Source organism: Clostridium cibarium (assembly GCF_014836335.1).
Taxonomy (GTDB): Bacteria; Bacillota; Clostridia; order Clostridiales; family Clostridiaceae; genus Clostridium; species Clostridium cibarium.
The window spans coordinates 149387-166177 of sequence record NZ_JACSRA010000008.1 but is presented as its reverse complement, the minus strand read 5'-3'; the positions used below and the strand labels follow the sequence as shown (position 1 = coordinate 166177).

At 29.5% G+C, this 16791-nt stretch carries 18 protein-coding genes and 1 tRNA gene; 16 read left to right on the top strand and 3 right to left on the bottom strand.

The features are described 5' to 3' along the window. The first annotated feature begins 230 nt into the window (after positions 1 to 230). Positions 231 to 977, top strand: coding sequence for a peptidylprolyl isomerase (locus H9661_RS07155; protein WP_191768003.1), 747 nt, complete (start codon positions 231 to 233; stop codon positions 975 to 977). A 64-nt stretch (positions 978 to 1041) separates the two neighbouring features. Here H9661_RS07155 and H9661_RS07150 read toward each other — a convergent pair whose 3' ends face one another. Together H9661_RS07150 and H9661_RS07145 are read right to left on the bottom strand one after the other, a co-directional pair. Continuing rightward, positions 1042 to 1686: an HAD family hydrolase gene (locus tag H9661_RS07150; protein ID WP_191768002.1), complete on the bottom strand. Its 645-nt coding sequence runs from the start codon at positions 1684 to 1686 to the stop codon at positions 1042 to 1044. A gap of 67 nt (positions 1687 to 1753) precedes the next feature. Then, positions 1754 to 1829, bottom strand: a tRNA-Pro gene (locus H9661_RS07145). 284 nt (positions 1830 to 2113) lie between these two features. Here H9661_RS07145 and H9661_RS07140 point away from each other — a divergent pair. The 3 genes from H9661_RS07140 to rsmI all read left to right on the top strand — a co-directional run bounded on the left by H9661_RS07140 (position 2114) and on the right by rsmI (position 5084). Beyond that, entirely contained in the window at positions 2114 to 3364 is a 1251-nt protein-coding gene (locus H9661_RS07140) for a C40 family peptidase (RefSeq protein WP_143315993.1), read from the top strand. Between the two features lie 119 nt (positions 3365 to 3483). Then, complete coding sequence (locus tag H9661_RS07135; RefSeq protein WP_191768001.1) at positions 3484 to 4230, top strand: tRNA1(Val) (adenine(37)-N6)-methyltransferase; 747 nt, start codon at positions 3484 to 3486, stop codon at positions 4228 to 4230. Between the two features lie 2 nt (positions 4231 to 4232). After that, positions 4233 to 5084 carry a 16S rRNA (cytidine(1402)-2'-O)-methyltransferase gene (gene rsmI / locus H9661_RS07130; RefSeq protein WP_191768000.1) on the top strand — a complete coding sequence of 284 codons (852 nt, stop codon included), beginning with the start codon at positions 4233 to 4235 and terminating at the stop codon, positions 5082 to 5084. 66 nt (positions 5085 to 5150) lie between these two features. Here rsmI and H9661_RS07125 read toward each other — a convergent pair whose 3' ends face one another. Then, the gene (locus tag H9661_RS07125) at positions 5151 to 5396 is read right to left on the bottom strand and encodes an AbrB/MazE/SpoVT family DNA-binding domain-containing protein (protein WP_143315991.1); all 246 of its coding nucleotides are present in this window, start codon (positions 5394 to 5396) and stop codon (positions 5151 to 5153) included. Positions 5397 to 5863: 467 nt separating this feature from the next. Between H9661_RS07125 and H9661_RS07120 the strand changes: the two genes are divergently transcribed. The 12 genes from H9661_RS07120 to H9661_RS07065 all read left to right on the top strand — a co-directional run bounded on the left by H9661_RS07120 (position 5864) and on the right by H9661_RS07065 (position 16535). Beyond that, a complete protein-coding gene (locus tag H9661_RS07120) occupies positions 5864 to 6454 on the top strand; it encodes a DUF1836 domain-containing protein (protein ID WP_191767999.1) in 591 nt (196 codons plus the stop codon). A gap of 52 nt (positions 6455 to 6506) precedes the next feature. After that, on the top strand, positions 6507 to 8798 hold the full coding sequence (locus H9661_RS07115) for an ATP-dependent DNA helicase (RefSeq protein ID WP_243129564.1): 2292 nt from the start codon (positions 6507 to 6509) through the stop codon (positions 8796 to 8798). Positions 8799 to 8850: 52 nt separating this feature from the next. Beyond that, positions 8851 to 9699: a YihY/virulence factor BrkB family protein gene (locus H9661_RS07110; protein WP_143315988.1), complete on the top strand. Its 849-nt coding sequence runs from the start codon at positions 8851 to 8853 to the stop codon at positions 9697 to 9699. Between the two features lie 69 nt (positions 9700 to 9768). After that, positions 9769 to 10122: a single-stranded DNA-binding protein gene (locus tag H9661_RS07105; protein ID WP_143315987.1), complete on the top strand. Its 354-nt coding sequence runs from the start codon at positions 9769 to 9771 to the stop codon at positions 10120 to 10122. A 598-nt stretch (positions 10123 to 10720) separates the two neighbouring features. Continuing rightward, positions 10721 to 11017 carry a DUF6514 family protein gene (locus H9661_RS07100; RefSeq protein ID WP_143315986.1) on the top strand — a complete coding sequence of 99 codons (297 nt, stop codon included), beginning with the start codon at positions 10721 to 10723 and terminating at the stop codon, positions 11015 to 11017. Between the two features lie 64 nt (positions 11018 to 11081). Continuing rightward, positions 11082 to 11456: a holo-ACP synthase gene (acpS, locus tag H9661_RS07095; RefSeq protein ID WP_191767998.1), complete on the top strand. Its 375-nt coding sequence runs from the start codon at positions 11082 to 11084 to the stop codon at positions 11454 to 11456. Further along, on the top strand, positions 11457 to 12956 hold the full coding sequence (locus H9661_RS20000; protein WP_191767997.1) for an NAD(P)H-hydrate dehydratase: 1500 nt from the start codon (positions 11457 to 11459) through the stop codon (positions 12954 to 12956). A gap of 64 nt (positions 12957 to 13020) precedes the next feature. Next, the gene (locus tag H9661_RS07085) at positions 13021 to 13623 is read left to right on the top strand and encodes a germination lipoprotein GerS-related protein (RefSeq protein WP_143315983.1); all 603 of its coding nucleotides are present in this window, start codon (positions 13021 to 13023) and stop codon (positions 13621 to 13623) included. A 260-nt stretch (positions 13624 to 13883) separates the two neighbouring features. Continuing rightward, a complete protein-coding gene (locus tag H9661_RS07080) occupies positions 13884 to 14117 on the top strand; it encodes a hypothetical protein (RefSeq protein ID WP_143315982.1) in 234 nt (77 codons plus the stop codon). A gap of 8 nt (positions 14118 to 14125) precedes the next feature. After that, complete coding sequence (locus H9661_RS07075; RefSeq protein ID WP_143315981.1) at positions 14126 to 14479, top strand: type II toxin-antitoxin system PemK/MazF family toxin; 354 nt, start codon at positions 14126 to 14128, stop codon at positions 14477 to 14479. A 290-nt stretch (positions 14480 to 14769) separates the two neighbouring features. Next, positions 14770 to 15594: a transketolase gene (locus H9661_RS07070; protein WP_143315980.1), complete on the top strand. Its 825-nt coding sequence runs from the start codon at positions 14770 to 14772 to the stop codon at positions 15592 to 15594. Next, positions 15594 to 16535, top strand: coding sequence for a transketolase family protein (locus tag H9661_RS07065; RefSeq protein WP_191767996.1), 942 nt, complete (start codon positions 15594 to 15596; stop codon positions 16533 to 16535). Before H9661_RS07070 ends, H9661_RS07065 begins: the two co-directional genes overlap by 1 nt. Positions 16536 to 16791 lie beyond the last annotated feature (256 nt).

Sequence of the window (16791 nt, the reverse complement as noted above, 5' to 3'; positions counted from 1 at the left end):
GCTCGATAGCTCAGTCGGTAGAGCAGAGGACTGAAAATCCTCGTGTCCCTGGTTCGATTCCTGGTCGAGCCACCAGGATAAGCACTAACTTAGGTTAGTGCTTTTTTATATAATGTTAGAATAAAATATATTTATATAAGAGATAAAAGGAAAAAAATTAAGTTGTTGTTATAATCAATATATATTGATAAAATGTATCTATACTATTTTAAATAAAAAGGAGATAAACAATGGAGAATAAAGTATGGGCAGTTGTTGCAGGAAATGAAATAACAGATAGGGATCTTGATGAAATAATTATGAGATATCCAGAAGATAAAAGGATGTATATGAATAACGAACAAAGTAAAAAGCAATTATTAGAACAAACTATAGCTTTTGAATTATTCGGAAAGTTTGGGGAAGAAATAAAATTAGATGAAACAGATGAATATAAAGAAACTGTAAAAAAGTTAGCTAAAGAAATTCTTATTCAAATGACAATTAATAAAGTTTTATCAGAAGTAACTATTACTGATGAAGAAGTTCAAAACTATTATAATGAAAATAAAGAAAAGTTTATGGATCAACCAACAGCAACAGCTAAGCATATATTAGTTGCTACAGAAGATGAAGCGGCTAGTATTAAGGCAGAAATAGAAGAAGGTAAGATAACATTTGAAGATGCAGCTAAAAAATATTCAACTTGTCCATCAAAAGAGCAAGGAGGAGATCTTGGATCTTTTGGTAGAGGAATGATGGTACCTGAATTTGAAGATGCAGCTTTTGGAGCTGAAATAGGAAAAGTAACAGATGTTGTTAAGACTCAATTTGGATATCACTTAATACTAGTAGAACAAAAAAATGAGCCAAAGGAAAAAAGTTTTGAAGAAGTTAAAGAGACTGTTACAGGACAATTAATTCAAGAAGCTCAACAAAGAAAATATCTTGATGTGGTTAAAGAATTAGAGACGAAATATGGTGTAGAAAGAAAATAAAAAAAACTCCTTTACAGGAGTTTTTTTTGTACATGTATATAAGTTACATAGTGTTTTTTTACAATTATAAAAGTTCTCTAAAATCATATATGTATTTGTCAGCATTTGATATTAATTCATTTTTTTGATATGATGAGGATTTATCATAAACAGCAACTACCTTCATATTAGCTAACTTTGCTCCTTTTACAGCTTCTAATATATCTTCAAATACAATACAATTTTCAGGAGAAACATTTAATTTTCTTGAAGCCAATAAATATACATCGGGCTTACTTTTATTACTTTTTGTTTCGTCGGTAGTTGTAATTGAATCAAAATAATGGTCAATACCAGTAGATCTTAATGCTGCATTTAGCAAGGTAGTATTATTACTTGTGGCTAGGGAAATTTTAATTTTTAAGCTCTTAAGGTAATTTAAGAATTGTATTACTCCAGGTTTTAAAGTAACATCATTAGAATAATATTCATAAGCCATGTTATTCCAAGTGGAGAGGATTGTCTCTATGGAATCATCTAAATTAAATCTTGATTTAAAATATATTGCAGTTTGTTCAAAACTTAGATGACTAATTTCATCTTTAAGGTTAGGAGGAAGATCAATGCCTTTTGAATTAAGATAATTAACATCAATCTTCTCCCATATCCACATTGAATCAATAAGAGTTCCATCTAAGTCAAAAATTGCAGCATTCATATTTCTTAACATATTTCACCTCAAATATTTTATTATAGTAATATAATAAAAAAGGCAGACAAATTGTCTGCCTTTTTTATGGTCGGGGTGACAGGTCTCGAACCTGCGACCTCATGGTCCCAAACCATGCGCGCTACCATCTGCGCCACACCCCGTGGTACATATATCATTATATATTGATGAGTATGATATGTCAAATGGAAGTTATAAGATAATTTGAATGAAAAGTGTCATAAATAAATGATGAAATTATTTACAATATAGAGGATATAGTAGAATTTCATAGGATAATGGAATATATGTAGGGTAATAAAAGATAAAAAAGGCTCATAAATACTTAGACAAGTTGTTTGATAATGAATATAATGATATAATCTATTATATAATTAAGAATATACTGAGTTTAGGAAGGGAGGGATGGTCTAAAAGACCATTGTGAATGAAGAAAAAAATATTATCTGCATTTATAGCAGGAATACTTGTTCTTACAACAGTAGTGCCGCCGATTCAGGTTAGCGCAACACCTACAGATCAGGAGTTAACTAACGTACATGATGATTATGAAAAGTTACAAGCAAAAGTAAATGAAACAAATCAAAAGGTTCAAGAATTTGATAATCAAATAAGTGGGTTAGCTATAAAAATTAACGATAATAATAGTCAAATTGATAACATAAATAAAGAAGTGAAAAACACAAATAAAGAAATTGATCAAGCTAAGGTAGATATTTCTGAAAAAGAAGATGTATTAGGAAAAAGATTGAGAGAGGTATATAAGTCTGGTGGACAAACTAGTTATCTTTCTTTAATATTCTCAGCAGATAGTTTTAGCGATTTAATTAGTAAGATTGATACAGCTGGAAGACTAGTTAGCATAGATAAAAAAGTTGTACAAGACCTAACTGATAATAAAAAGAAGCTTGATGAGAAAGTGACTTCATTAGGAACAAAGGCAAATGAGATTGAAGATCTTAATGAAGATATACAAGAACAAAAATCTAAGCTTGATGAGAAGAGATCAGAACAGCAAGTTTTTGTTGAGCAAGCTAAAGCAGAGCAAGATGAGTTTAATAAAAAGTTTATGACTCCAATGGAGCAAGCAATTGTGCAGGGTGACATTGATGCGCTGAACAATGCAATGAATGATCCAAATAGTACATCTAGCTCAATTATGGATATTGTTACTAGATTAAGACTAGTTAGAGATAAACAATTGAAGAGTGAATCAGTTATTAAAAATGTAAATGATATTATAGAAAAAGCTAAAGATGTAGCTGCAAGAAAGAAAAAGAATGAAGAAGCTGCAAGAACAAACAGGGGAGTAGTAGTAGGTGGAGTACGTCAATCAGGTAGTACATCAGCTATTGTAAACTATGCATATCAATTCTTGGGATTAGCATATATATATGGAGGAACAACTCCAGCTGGGTTTGACTGTTCAGGATTTACACAGTATGTATATTCACATGCAGCTGGAATTGATATAACAAGAACTACGTATACTCAAATTAATCAAGGAACACCAGTTTCAAGGGATGAATTACAACCTGGGGATTTAGTATTTCCACATGCAGGACATGTAGGAATATATATAGGTAATGGTCAGATGATACATTCACCACAAACAGGAGATGTAATTAAGATATCTCCAGTATATGCATTTATGGCAGGAAGAAGAATATTAAATTAGTATTATAAGGATAAGCTATTTCAAATGAAATTGATATTTCATTTGAAATAGCTTTTTTATTTGTGACTTTCAGAGTATTAATGTATAATAATATGTATCATTTTTGCGGAGTTGATTAGATGTATAATAATGAAATATATAAAGATGAATCCATTGATGATTTACAGTTAAAGGGATTAAAATTAATCCAAAAAAAAGATGCATTTAGATTTGGAGTTGATGCAGTTTTATTATCAGATTTTGCTAATGTAAAGAACAACTTTAGAGTTATTGATCTATGTACAGGCACAGGAATAATACCATTTTTGATATGGGGAAAATATTCGCCTAAAGAAGTTGTAGGGATAGAAATACAAGAAGATATTGCTAATATGGCTCAAAGAAGTACAGAACTTAATTCAGTTCAAGATAAAATTAAGTTTTATGCTGAAGATTTAAGAGATTTGGAGTTCTTAAAAAGCTTGGGAAGATTTGATGTGGTTACAGTTAATCCACCATATAAATTAAATAGTACAGGAATAGTTAATCCATCAGATAAGTTAGCTATAGCAAGACATGAAGTTATGTGCACGCTAGAAGATGTCATAATAGCTTCTAGGACCTTACTGAAAGATAATGGCCGCATCTATATGGTTCATAGACCAGAAAGGTTAGTAGACATACTAAATCTTATGAGAAAGCATCGTGTGGAGCCTAAAAGAATAAGAATGGTCCATCCTAATACCAAAAAAGCACCAAATATAGTTTTAGTAGAAGGGCAAAGGGATGGAGGAAAGTTTTTAAAGTGGGAAGCCCCTTTATATGTTTATAACGATGAAGGTGGATATAGCGATGAAATAAATTCAATTTATGGAAGGAACGAATAGCAATGAGTGAAGGAAAAGTGTTTCTAGTACCTACGCCTATTGGAAATCTAAAAGATATGACATTAAGAGGGTTAGAAGTGTTACAAAATGCCGATATTATAGCAGCAGAAGATACACGTCAAACATTAAAATTATTAAATCATTTTAGTATACGAAAAACTTTAATAAGTTATCATAAACATAATGAACAAACTAAAAGTGAAGAGATATTAGATTATGTAGAGAAAGGTAAGGTAATAGCTATTGTAACTGATGCTGGAACTCCGGGGATTTCAGATCCAGGGGCGGTCATCGTTGAAAAATGTATAGAAAATAATATAAATTTTGAAGTTCTTCCAGGAGCGACAGCGATAACAACTGCTCTTGTATACTCTGGTTTGGATACAACAAAGTTTCAATTTAGGGGGTTTATATCAAGGGAAACCAAGGAGAGAAAAAAATTATTTCAAGATATTAGAGAAGTAACAGAGTCTTTGATTTTTTATGAATCCCCACATAGATTACTGAGCACATTAAGTTTATTATGTGAGGAATTAGGAAACAGAAGAATAGCTGTTTGTAGAGAATTGACCAAATTGCATGAAGAAATAAAAAGAGGACGTATAAAAGAAGTTATTGAGTACTTCTCTGAAAAGGGGATAAAAGGTGAATTTGTACTAGTTGTTGAAGGTAAGCAGCAGGAAGAGATAGAGAATGAAAATAAAGAGAAGTGGAGAGATTTAACTATAGAAGAGCATATAATACTACTTGTAAAAGAAGGATTAAGTAAAAAGGAAGCGGTAAAAAAGGTGGCAAAAGATAGAAGCTTAGAAAGAAATATAGTGTATAAGGTCTCAACAGAATTAGAAATATAAAAAAAGTACCTCTAGGGGATAGAGGTACTTTTTTTATATTAAAATATTAATATATGTATCTGTATATTATCTTCCGTTCTTCATTTCTTCAAGACAATTTTTGCAGATATTCTTACCTTTATAGTTTATAACATCTCTAGCATCACCACAGAAGATACAAGCTGGTTCGTATTTCTTTAATATGATTTGTTCACCATCTACATAAATTTCTAAAGCATCTTTTTCTGCGATATCTAAAGTCCTTCTTAATTCTATAGGAATAACAATTCTTCCTAATTCATCCACTCTTCTTACTACACCTGTTGATTTCATTTAAAATTCCTCCTTATATTTGCATTGTTCGACATTTTACTATGTTATGTTACCAAGTTTGTAATATAAAGTCAACTAAAAATGTGAAAAATATTTTTATATTTACAAATTTCTCTCTAAACTATGTCTAAATTGAATATACTACCATTTTTTGAAAATGTCAATAGTTTACATTTAAAAAATATATTTATGATTAGTTTTTTTTTTAGATAAGAACCTATAATTACAGCAATTCAGCAAAAACCAAAACATGGAAATAAAATCATAAAAAAAGCGATAAAATTAAAAATGATAAAAATTGACATTGGCTTATGAAAACAAAGAATATTTGTCGAAATATGTATATGTATAATATACTATTAATTTAAAAAAATAGCAATAAAAATAATATAGTTAATGTAACTTGTAATAAGTTTTTTTGTACTATATAATATAATTAACGATAAACATTTAAAGGTGGGATATATATGGGTAATAAATTTGATTCTAATTATATAGAAGAACTAGCAAATGAGCCATCAAGTAGTAGTACAATTCCATATAGTGATTTACCACAATATGATTTGTTTTTGTCACAAGTAATTGATTTTTTAAATGATAAATTTCCTAACGATAAGTATACCAGCAATGTTGTTCAAAATTATATTAAAAGTGGAGTTATAACTAAGCCAGAGGATGGTAAGAAGAGAGGTTATACTAAAATACATTTGGTGCAACTTGTACTTTTGAGTTATATGAGACCAGTATTGACAACAGAAGAAATTAAGAAAGTATTTAGTTTAGCATTTAATGAAATAAATGATAGAAATGATGATATAATATCATGGGAGTCTGCATATAAAATATTTGAAGAAATTCAGCAGGAAAGTTATGGCTCGATTTTAATGAATTCTACTGGGGATTTAGGAAAATTAGATAAAATTATGGACTCGCTTGAATTGGATAAAAAAGATGAAGAGCGTATAAGAGTGTTTGTTAGTGTGATGGCTTTGCTTTCACAAGCAAGTGCAATAAAAAAACTGGTACAAAAAATTGTTAATGACTACAGTACGGAATAGGAGAGCGTAGTTCTCCTATTTTTTTATTTATATAGAATTAAGGTGAAGAATGATGGCAGTTGAAGTAAGAAAGTCAGTACGAGAATTTGTTGAAGTAATTTTAAAATCAGGAAGTTTAGATAATAGATTTAAAACCAATGCTAGAGCTTTGGAGGGAGTAAGAGCCCATCAAAAATTACAGAAAAGTAATGAAGAAATTTATAAGGAATATGAAAAAGAAGTTTATTTAAAGACAGACATAGATATGGATGATTTTATTTTACATTTAGAAGGTAGATGCGATGGAATTATAAAAGATGGAGATAATATAATAGTTGAAGAAATTAAATCTACATATGTACCGCTTAGAGATATATATGATGATTTTAATATTATGCATTGGAGTCAAGGAAAAATATATGCGTATATGATAAGCAAAGAAAGATGTATCTCTACTATATATGTTCAACTAAGTTATTATAATTTGGAAACAAATGAAGTTAAGTCGTTTTTAAATAGATATGAATTTGAAGAATTAGCAACATATATAGAAGAGTTAGTAGGTTACTATAAGAAATATGTACTTGTTGAAATTAAACATAAAGAAATGCGAAATAAAACTATAATGGGCATTATATTTCCTTTTAATGAATATAGAGCAGGACAATTAGATCTTATAAGAGCTTGCTATGGAACTATAAAAGAGGGAAAAAAGATATTTCTGCAAGCTCCTACAGGGATTGGGAAAACAATTTCAACTCTTTTTCCAAGTATTAAGGCAGTAGGGAAAGGTTTAGCTGATAGAATATTTTATTTGACTGCCAAAAATGTAAATAGAAAAGTCGCAGAAGATACATTGGAGGACTTAAGAAGACAAGGATTAGTATTTAAATCAATTTCACTAACAGCGAAAGAGAAAATATGTCGCAATGATAAGGTTGAGTGTAATGAAGAAATGTGCCCTTATGCAAAGAATTACTATGATAAAGTGAAGAATATTATTTTCGAAGTGTTAGAAAATGAAGATTTTATTTCGTATCGGGAATTGATTTATTATGGAGATAAATACAAGATTTGTCCATTTGAATTATCTCTAGACTTAGTCAAATGGTGTGATGGGGTAATTTGCGATTATAATTATATATTTGATCCAAAAGTTTATCTTAGGCGCATAGTTGATGATGAAGGGGAAAATAATATTATTCTTGTGGATGAAGCACATAACTTAATTGATAGAGGAAGAAGTGGATATAGCACTAAATTAAGTAAAAGTGAATTTTTGAATTTACGAAGAGAAGTTAAGGGAGTATTACCTAATATATATAAGATTATAAATAAAATTAATAAATTATTTATAGAAGAGAAAAGAAATTGTGAAGCTCAGGATAAAAATTCAATATTTTATAAGGAAGTACCTAAAGAACTTTGTAAAATATTAAGAAGCTTTCATAGAGAGTCTGAAGAAGTACTTGTAAGAAAAGAAAAGTTTAGATTTACTGATTTATTGTTGGATATATATTTTGATATAAATAGTTTTTTGTCTATTTCAGAATTATATGGGGATGATTATGTAACGTACGTTAATATAGAAAGAGATGATGTTATTATTTCCATGTTTTGTGTAGATCCAGCAGAAAAACTTAAAAGTACTATGGATAAGTTCAAAGCAACAATACTTTTTTCAGCAACTTTAGCTCCTTTTCAGTATTTCATTAAAGTGTTAGGAGGAGATATTAATGATTATAGACTTAAACTAAGATCCCCTTTCCCAAAAGAAAACCTTGAAGTTTATTTATATAAGGGGAATACTAGATATTCGGCTAGGGATAAAACATTACCTCAAATTTGCAATAAGATTTTTGAGTTTATAAACATACAAAAGGGAAATTATATGATTTTTTTTCCTTCATATGAATATGCTAATAAGGCAAAATTCTATATTGAAGATAATTTTCAAGTTAATAATATAATTTCTCAAGAAGCTAATATGGATGATGAAGATAGAAAAAGGTTCTTATCTAGATTTGAAGAAGGAGAAGATGTAATTGCTTTTTGTGTAGTTGGAGGATTGTTTTCAGAGGGAATTGACTTGCCTGGAGATAAACTTATAGGAGCTATAGTAGTAGGTGTGGGGTATCCTAAAGTTTCATTAGAAGGAGAGATTATAAAGAATCATTTTAGCGAAGAAGGAGAAAGAATAGCATATATATATCCAGGAATGAATAAAGTTATGCAGGCTGTAGGACGTGTAATTAGAACTGAAGAGGACAAAGGTAGGGTGTTACTTATTGATGATAGATATACAAATTCAGAGTATTTCAATCTAATGCCAGAGGAATGGCAACCATTAAAAATTATAAAATAGAGAATAATAGCATAAAATAAAAAAAGTAATAAAAGGATAGATTGGTGATTATATGAATAATGAAAAAAACTCCAAAATGGATTTACTAATACACTTAATAGTTAAGGTAAAAAGAGATGATATATTTGCTCTAGCATCACAATTGGCATACTATTTAGTTCTTTCATTTTTTCCATTCATAATGTTTTTGCTTACACTGGTTGGATTTATTCATCTAAATTCTAAGGAGGTTCTAGAGGGATTGAGAACTATATTACCAATATCGGTAATGGAACTTACAGAAACTACAATATTAGAGGTTCTTGGATCACAAAACACAGGTTTATTGGGAATATCAATTATATTAGCCGTATGGACAGCATCATCAGGATTTAGAGCTGTAATGAAAGGGATTAATAAGGCTTATAATATACATGATGAAAGAACCTATATAAGAAGAGCAATGGTATCATTTATTAGTACTATAGCATTAGCATTAACAGTTCTAATGGCATTGGCTTCATTGGTGTTCGGAAGAGTTATTGGAAACCATCTAATAGAAATGCTACCTCTTAAAGAAGTTATAGGAGTTATATGGAATGTGTTAAGATATGGAGTAATTATTTTTGTTTTAATTTTTGTATTTGCAGCAATATATAGATATACACCATCTAAAATGTTAAAATGGAAAGAAGTTTTGCCAGGAGCTATTTTTAGTACTATAGGGTGGTTGATGATTTCAATTGTTTTTTCATTCTATATTAATAATTATAACAATTATTCGAAGTTTTATGGGAGTTTAGCTGCAGTATTTATTTTAATGATATGGTTATTTTTGTCGTCTATAATTTTCATGTTTGGGGTAGAAATTAATTCGGTTTTAGATATAAATAGGCAAAGAATAAAAAAATTAAATAAATAGGAAAAATAGTTGAATATTAATCTTTGTTCATGGAAACACTTAAAATGAAAATATTCAGGAGGTGTTAACATGAACAAAATAATTATATTAGGAAGACTTATAAAAGATCCTGAACTTAGAACTGTAGAGGCTGGAGATAAAGTATTTACAAAGTTCATAGTTGCTGTCGATAGAAATTTTAAATCCCCAGATGGGACTAGGAAAGCAGATTTAATTCCAGTAACAGTTTGGGGTAAAAAAGCCGAGGTAGTATGTAAATATTTAAAAAAGGGCAATTATATTAGCTTAAGCGGAAGATTACGAACAGGAAGCTACGAAGATAAAGAAGGAAATAAAAAATATATTGCTGAAGTTATTGCAGAAGATTTCAAATTTGTTGGGGGAAGAAGAAACGAGAGTGATGAGGCTACAAATGATCAATAAATAAAACTGCATTCTAATATAATATGAAAAACAAAGGATAAAACATTGATATTTTAAATAAATGTGCTATAATTAAACTGTGAATGATAACGTATTCATGTTTCAAATGTGGTATATTTGAGAGGTTTAAGGGAAATAAAAAAGCAGGCTGTAATAGCTTGTTTTTTTATTTCCCTTAAATTTTTTTGTTTATAAGTATATTTTGAAATACTAAAATAAGAAGTTTTTGGTTTCATAAGAAAATTAAATTGGTTTGATAAGAGATAATGGAATATAACTTATATAAATAAGAAATATATGTTTTTATACTGTTCAATAAAACTTGCTGAGAAAGTAATTTACAAGTGGGATAACATATATGAAATTTAGAAAGTTAATTTATTAAATTAAGTAATAATAACCTATGAATCGACATATATCAATATCTAGATTAATTGAAAATAGAAAGTTAAAAAAGAAGAAAGGTATAATAAGTTTTTTTATGTCATTAAATAAATAATAATTTTTAGAAAAAGAGGACAGCCTTTGACAATGTTTTCTTATTGGGTATGATAATATTAATTTATAAAAGGGAGAAAAAATAAAAGGAGATGGGAGAATGTTATTAAATAGAGAGGTTACAACTCAATATTCACACAATAGTGAAAGAAAGTATATTTATAGAATAACAGAAGACTTATTAGATGGAATCAAGGAATATGGGATAGAAGTCATAAGAGAAGATAAAAGTGAAGGCATAATTACTAGATGTGTTAGAGAAGAGGTAAAACATATTTCGTCAAAAAAGGAGTGGGTATTTCAAATATTGAGTATATTATCGAGAAATGAAGTATCGCCTATACACTTAGTAGATGTAATTGGAGAATATATGGATAGTAGTTCATGCTTAGTATAAATATTGTATAGTATCAGAATATAGAAAGTTTGATATAATATACAATATTAGAAAGGTGATGCATATGATAAGGGGAATAGGTACTGATATTGTAAAGATAGAAAGAATAGAAAAGATAATTAATAGGACGCCCAGGTTTTTAGAAGGGGCATTTACATATTTAGAGATATGTTATTATAAAACAAAAAAAAATAATTCAGAGAGTCTTGCTGGTATTTTTGCAGTTAAAGAGGCAGTAAGTAAAGCTCTTGGAACTGGGTTTAGAGGATTTGGATTACAAGATATAGAAGTAATTCATGATGATTTAGGAAAGCCTAGTGTGGGTATTAATGACAAAATTACAGAGAAGTACTGTCTTGATAATTGCAAAATACATGTTTCTATATCACATACAAGTGAGGATGCCATAGCATTTGTAGTGATTGAAGAGGTGAGATAAGTGGAAGTTTTATCAGTAAAAAATGCTAAGGAATTAGATCAGTATACAATTGATGAAATTGGAATTCCGTCTATTATTTTAATGGAGAATGCTGCACATGAAATGGCTTGCAATATGATTAATAAAGGAAATAAATTTGTGTTTTTTTGCGGTACTGGAAATAATGGCGGAGATGGTCTTGCAATAGCTAGAAAATTGATAATAAAAGAAAAAGAAGTTAAGATTTATGTGGTTGGAGACCTAAAAAAAAGCAGTTTTGAATTTAAAGTTAATTATGAGATATTAGTAAAAATGATGGCTGAAATAGAAATTATAAATAGTGAACAAGATATAATCAAAGTTCAAAGCAAAGTAAAATATGAAGATATTTTAGTTGATGCAATTTTGGGAAGTGGAATTAATAGACGAGTTGAGGGAGTAATACTCAAGTTAATTGAATTTATAAATGAAAATGCAAATTATGTTATATCAATTGACAATCCATCTGGACTTGATGGTGATACTGGAGAAGTGCTCAATGCATCAATAAAAGCCAATGAAACGTTTGTGGTTGAAGTACTGAAAAAAGGATATTTTAATTCAGGAGTGAAAAATTATTTGGGGGGAATTACCATTGTAAAAATAGGTATACCGAATAATGTTAAGGAGAAGTTTAGTGAAGGCATTAAAATATTAGATAATGCTCAATATAGAAAAATGATACCAGAAAGAAATTTGTATGGGCATAAAGGCAACTATGGAAGAGTTTTAATTTTAGCTGGAAGGTGTGGATTTACAGGAGCTGCCTATTTGGTTACTGAGGCAGCGGTAAGAACAGGGGCTGGGCTTGTAACATTATTAATAGAAAAAGATATACAGCCGATACTTGCAGGCAAATTAGTTGAATCTATGACTGTTTGTTATGATGATAAAGATAGAGTAGATGAACTGATAAAGCAGGCAGACGTTATAGTTTGTGGACCTGGGCTTGGAAATGGTAGTAGCAATAAGGACATGTTAAGAAACTGTATATTTAATAGCAAATGCCCTATTTTAGTAGATGCAGATGCAATAAGTATAATAGGTGAAGATGTTAAGCTATTAGATAGTATATGTGGAAGAGGGATATTTACCCCTCATCCAGGAGAAATGTCTAGATTGATCAGAAAAAGTATTCAATATGTCGAGGCAAATAGAATTGATATTTGCAGAAGTTATTCGAAAAAATATGGAATTATAACTGTGTTAAAAGGATACAACACTATTATTTCAGATGGTGACTTGGTAGTAATAAACAATACAGGAAGTAGTAAGATGGCGTCTGGAGGAATGGGAGATTGTCTTTCGGGAATAATTGGAGCATTGATAGCCCAAAAAATAAGCCTATTTGATTCTGCCAAGTTAGGTTGTTATATGCATGGAATGATTGGAGATGTTTTAGGTAAGGAGAGATATGTTGTTAATGCAAGAGACATTATCGAGGAAATTCCTAAAACTATGGAATATATGTTAATAAAATAGAATAATTCCTCTGATGAAATAATATTAGTATTAATGAGTAATTTTAATTGGAGGATCTGCGAAGGTGGAAATAAAAAAAAACAATATATTATTATTTTTATTAATAATACCGTTCATTTCAATAATATTAGTTATTATTTTTAGACATTTATATTACCCAACAAATGAAGAGATACTTGAATCTGTGAAAAATGCGAAATCATATTCTTCAAAAGTTGAATATATAATAAAGAATACTAAGGGAGAATATAAAGATGAGGCAAATATTTATTATTTTAAAGAACGAGGGATGAGAATAGAATTTGGTCAAGAAAGAGTTAAGATTTATAAAGATGGCTATATTAACATGAATGATAATGGGGATGAATATAAGATTGATGGAGATTTAGATGAAGTTTATACATTAGCATTTACTAGTAATTTGCTATCAAATGAGATCAAAAATGTTGAAGAAAATGCAGAAGAATGGGGGGATATAAAATATTTGGAGGTAGAAATTGCTCTTCCTTTTAAGAATAGTCACATGAATTCGGCTAAGTTATATATAAACAAAAAAGACAAAAGTCCTATGGTAACAAAAGTTTATGATATAAACGGAGATGAAAAGTTAACAATTGTTTACAAAGATTTTAGATATACAGAAGAAATGGATACAGAACTATTTTGATAAATGAACATATGAGAGATATAAAGTGAGACAAAAATAAAGTCTGTAATTAATATTGGCTAGAATAGATAAAGTGATGGCTGGAAGTGGTAGAAACTATTTAAAATATGATTAATTAATTTATCATAAAGAAATATTATGCATTACTAAATAAATATTTTGTAAAAATAGGAAAAAGATCATCAAACCCTTTGACATGTTGACATTATTTGCAATATAATTTAATTATACATAAACTCTTACTACCAGGAGGGAAAGATATGTCATCGTCATGGGAATCAAAAACAAAAAAAGAAGTGCAAAGTGTAAAAAGTAGGTCATTATTTGATGGTAATCTAATACAATGTAATGAAGAAAAAAAATCCTTGGAAGATTTTGAATCAATGAGAAATGGATATATAGAGATGGGCCAAATAAACTTACAACTTGCAATTGATAATGAAAGTGAACTAGCTGATATTAAAAATTATGAGACATGGCTTTGCGGAGTGTGATTTTTCAAATGACGACTATGGTAGTAAAAAGAGGAGATATTTTTTATGCTGATTTAAGTCCGGTAATAGGCTCAGAACAGGGAGGAATCAGACCTGTGATAATAATGCAAAATGACATTGGCAATAGATATAGTCCAACAGTGATTGTAGCAGCAATAACATCACAGATTAATAAGGCCAAATTACCTACTCATGTAGAAATATCATCTGAAGAATATGGGCTGAATAGGGATTCTGTAGTGCTTTTAGAACAAATAAGAACCCTCGATAAAAAAAGGTTGAAGGAAAAAATAGGACATATGACTGAAAGTGATATGATAAAGGTAAATAAAGCATTACTAATTAGTTTAAGTTTAGGGTAAATAAGTACAAGCTAAAAAGATGGTCGAGATAGAAATCTATCTCGATTTTTTTATTTATAAATTATTTCCGTGAATTACATATTAACTTTGGTATAATTATTTTTAATAAAATGCATAAAGAGTATCACAATTAAATAAAAGTATATACTATATAAAATGTTTACATTAAAAAGTGATCATAATAATTGGATTAGAGTATTCAAACAGATTTATTTATGTTAAAATAATATTATTAATTTAGGGAAAAAATAGAGAATATATTATACAGAATTTTTTAGGAGGATATTGCAATGAAGAAAAGTAAAGAAGAATTAATTAAAATTTCTAAACAAATTAGGCAAGATATAATAGAAATGTTAACTGCATCAGGATCAGGGCATCCAGGAGGATCACTATCAGCAACTGATATTGTTACAACATTATTTTTTAATGAATTAAACATTAATCCTGAAAATCCTAAAGATGAAAATAGAGATAGATTTGTATTGTCAAAAGGGCATGCAGCGCCAGTATTATATAGTGCTCTTGCAAGAAGGGGGTATTTTGATCCAAAAGAGTTAACTACTTTGAGAAAGTTAGGTTCAAAATTGCAAGGACATCCTAATATGAATGATGTACCAGGAGTAGATATGTCTACAGGATCATTAGGACAAGGAACATCTGCTGCTGTAGGTATGGCTCTGGCTGCAAAATTGGATAAAAAGAGTTATAGAGTATATGCAGTTTTAGGGGATGGAGAATTAGAAGAAGGTCAAATATGGGAAGCTGCAATGTCAGCAGCTCATTATAAATTAGATAATTTAACTATATTTATAGATTTTAATGGATTACAAATAGATGGAGATATAACTAAGGTAATGAATCCATCGCCTATTGACAAGAAGTTTGAAGCTTTTGGATGGAATGTAATTACTATAGATGGACATAATTATGACGAAATATTGGAATCTATAGAAAGTGCTAAGAAATATAAGGATAAACCAACTGCTATATTATGTAATACTGTAAAAGGCAAAGGTGTTTCTTTCATGGAAAATGAAGCAAGTTGGCATGGGACAGCTCCAAATAGAGAAGAATGTGAAAAGGCAATTAAAGAATTAGGAGGGGATAGATAATGGGAAACAAAGTAGCAACTAGGGAAGCATATGGAAAAGCATTGGCAGAACTAGCAAATGAAAATGAAAATGCAGTGGTTTTAGATGCAGATCTTTCAAAATCTACGAAGACAGCAAATTTTAAGACTGTTGCTCCAGAAAGATTTTTTAATATGGGAATTGCAGAAGCAAATATGATGGGGGTTGCAGCAGGACTTTCAACATGTGGAAAGATACCTTTTGTTAGTACTTTTGCTATGTTTGCAGCAGGTAGAGCTTTTGAGCAAATTAGGAACTCAATTTGTTATCCTAATTTAAATGTTAAGATATGTGCAACTCATGCAGGGCTAACAGTTGGTGAAGATGGAGCATCGCACCAAGCTATTGAAGATATATCGCTTATGAGAAGCATACCAAATATGATAGTAATAAATCCCGCAGACGATGTAGAAACTGAGGCTGCTATAAAAGCTATAGCTAATGTGAAAGGCCCTTGTTACGTAAGGTTAGGAAGAATGGCTGTTGCAACAGTTAATGATGAAAAAAAATATAAATTTGAGATTGGTAAGGGTGTTACTCTTTCAGAAGGAACTGATGTTACTATAATTGCTACTGGGATTATGGTAGAAGCAGCTTTAGAAGCGAAAGATATATTAGCAAAAGAAGGAATAAGGGCTAAAGTAATAAATATACACACTATTAAGCCAATAGATAAAGAACTTATAATTAGGGCAGCAAAAGAAACTAAGGCAATAGTTACAGCAGAAGAACATAGCATAATTGGAGGACTAGGATCGGCTGTTTCAGAAGTGATATCTGAAGAATTTCCTGTACCAGTTTTGAAATTAGGAGTTAATGATGTTTTTGGTGAAAGTGGAAAGCCAGGTGAATTATTAAAAGCGTATGGATTAACATCTGCAGATATAGTGGTAAAAGTTAAAAAGGCAATTGAGATGAAATAACAATAAGTAGGTATAATTTGAATTATATAAGATAGAACTTAATGTACAATTAGCAATTTGCAGTGAAAGGTAATTTGATTTAAACTTTATCTTTTATTGGGATTTGCTTATTGTACATTTATTTTTTTAGAAACATAGGCAATATATTGTATAATATATTGGGAATTATAAAAATATAAAACATTTGTTTAGGATATTTTTTTTCCACAATAGGAATTATAATGATATATGAGAATGTTAATATGGAGGAATAAGT

What these genes read in the sequence shown, in the direction of transcription:
- H9661_RS07115 (WP_243129564.1), top strand. Translation starts at nt 6,507, where the DNA reads ATGGCAGTTGAAGTAAGAAAGTCAGTACGAGAATTTGTTGAAGTAATT.
- H9661_RS07075 (WP_143315981.1), top strand. Translation starts at nt 14,126, where the DNA reads ATGACGACTATGGTAGTAAAAAGAGGAGATATTTTTTATGCTGATTTA.
- acpS (WP_191767998.1), top strand. Translation starts at nt 11,082, where the DNA reads ATGATAAGGGGAATAGGTACTGATATTGTAAAGATAGAAAGAATAGAA.
- H9661_RS07120 (WP_191767999.1), top strand. Translation starts at nt 5,864, where the DNA reads ATGGGTAATAAATTTGATTCTAATTATATAGAAGAACTAGCAAATGAG.
- H9661_RS07110 (WP_143315988.1), top strand. Translation starts at nt 8,851, where the DNA reads ATGAATAATGAAAAAAACTCCAAAATGGATTTACTAATACACTTAATA.
- H9661_RS07100 (WP_143315986.1), top strand. Translation starts at nt 10,721, where the DNA reads ATGTTATTAAATAGAGAGGTTACAACTCAATATTCACACAATAGTGAA.
- H9661_RS07065 (WP_191767996.1), top strand. Translation starts at nt 15,594, where the DNA reads ATGGGAAACAAAGTAGCAACTAGGGAAGCATATGGAAAAGCATTGGCA.
- rsmI (WP_191768000.1), top strand. Translation starts at nt 4,233, where the DNA reads ATGAGTGAAGGAAAAGTGTTTCTAGTACCTACGCCTATTGGAAATCTA.
- H9661_RS07140 (WP_143315993.1), top strand. Translation starts at nt 2,114, where the DNA reads ATGAAGAAAAAAATATTATCTGCATTTATAGCAGGAATACTTGTTCTT.
- H9661_RS07070 (WP_143315980.1), top strand. Translation starts at nt 14,770, where the DNA reads ATGAAGAAAAGTAAAGAAGAATTAATTAAAATTTCTAAACAAATTAGG.
- H9661_RS07135 (WP_191768001.1), top strand. Translation starts at nt 3,484, where the DNA reads ATGTATAATAATGAAATATATAAAGATGAATCCATTGATGATTTACAG.
- H9661_RS07155 (WP_191768003.1), top strand. Translation starts at nt 231, where the DNA reads ATGGAGAATAAAGTATGGGCAGTTGTTGCAGGAAATGAAATAACAGAT.
- H9661_RS07080 (WP_143315982.1), top strand. Translation starts at nt 13,884, where the DNA reads ATGTCATCGTCATGGGAATCAAAAACAAAAAAAGAAGTGCAAAGTGTA.
- H9661_RS07150 (WP_191768002.1), bottom strand. Translation starts at nt 1,686, where the DNA reads ATGTTAAGAAATATGAATGCTGCAATTTTTGACTTAGATGGAACTCTT.
- H9661_RS07105 (WP_143315987.1), top strand. Translation starts at nt 9,769, where the DNA reads ATGAACAAAATAATTATATTAGGAAGACTTATAAAAGATCCTGAACTT.
- H9661_RS07125 (WP_143315991.1), bottom strand. Translation starts at nt 5,396, where the DNA reads ATGAAATCAACAGGTGTAGTAAGAAGAGTGGATGAATTAGGAAGAATT.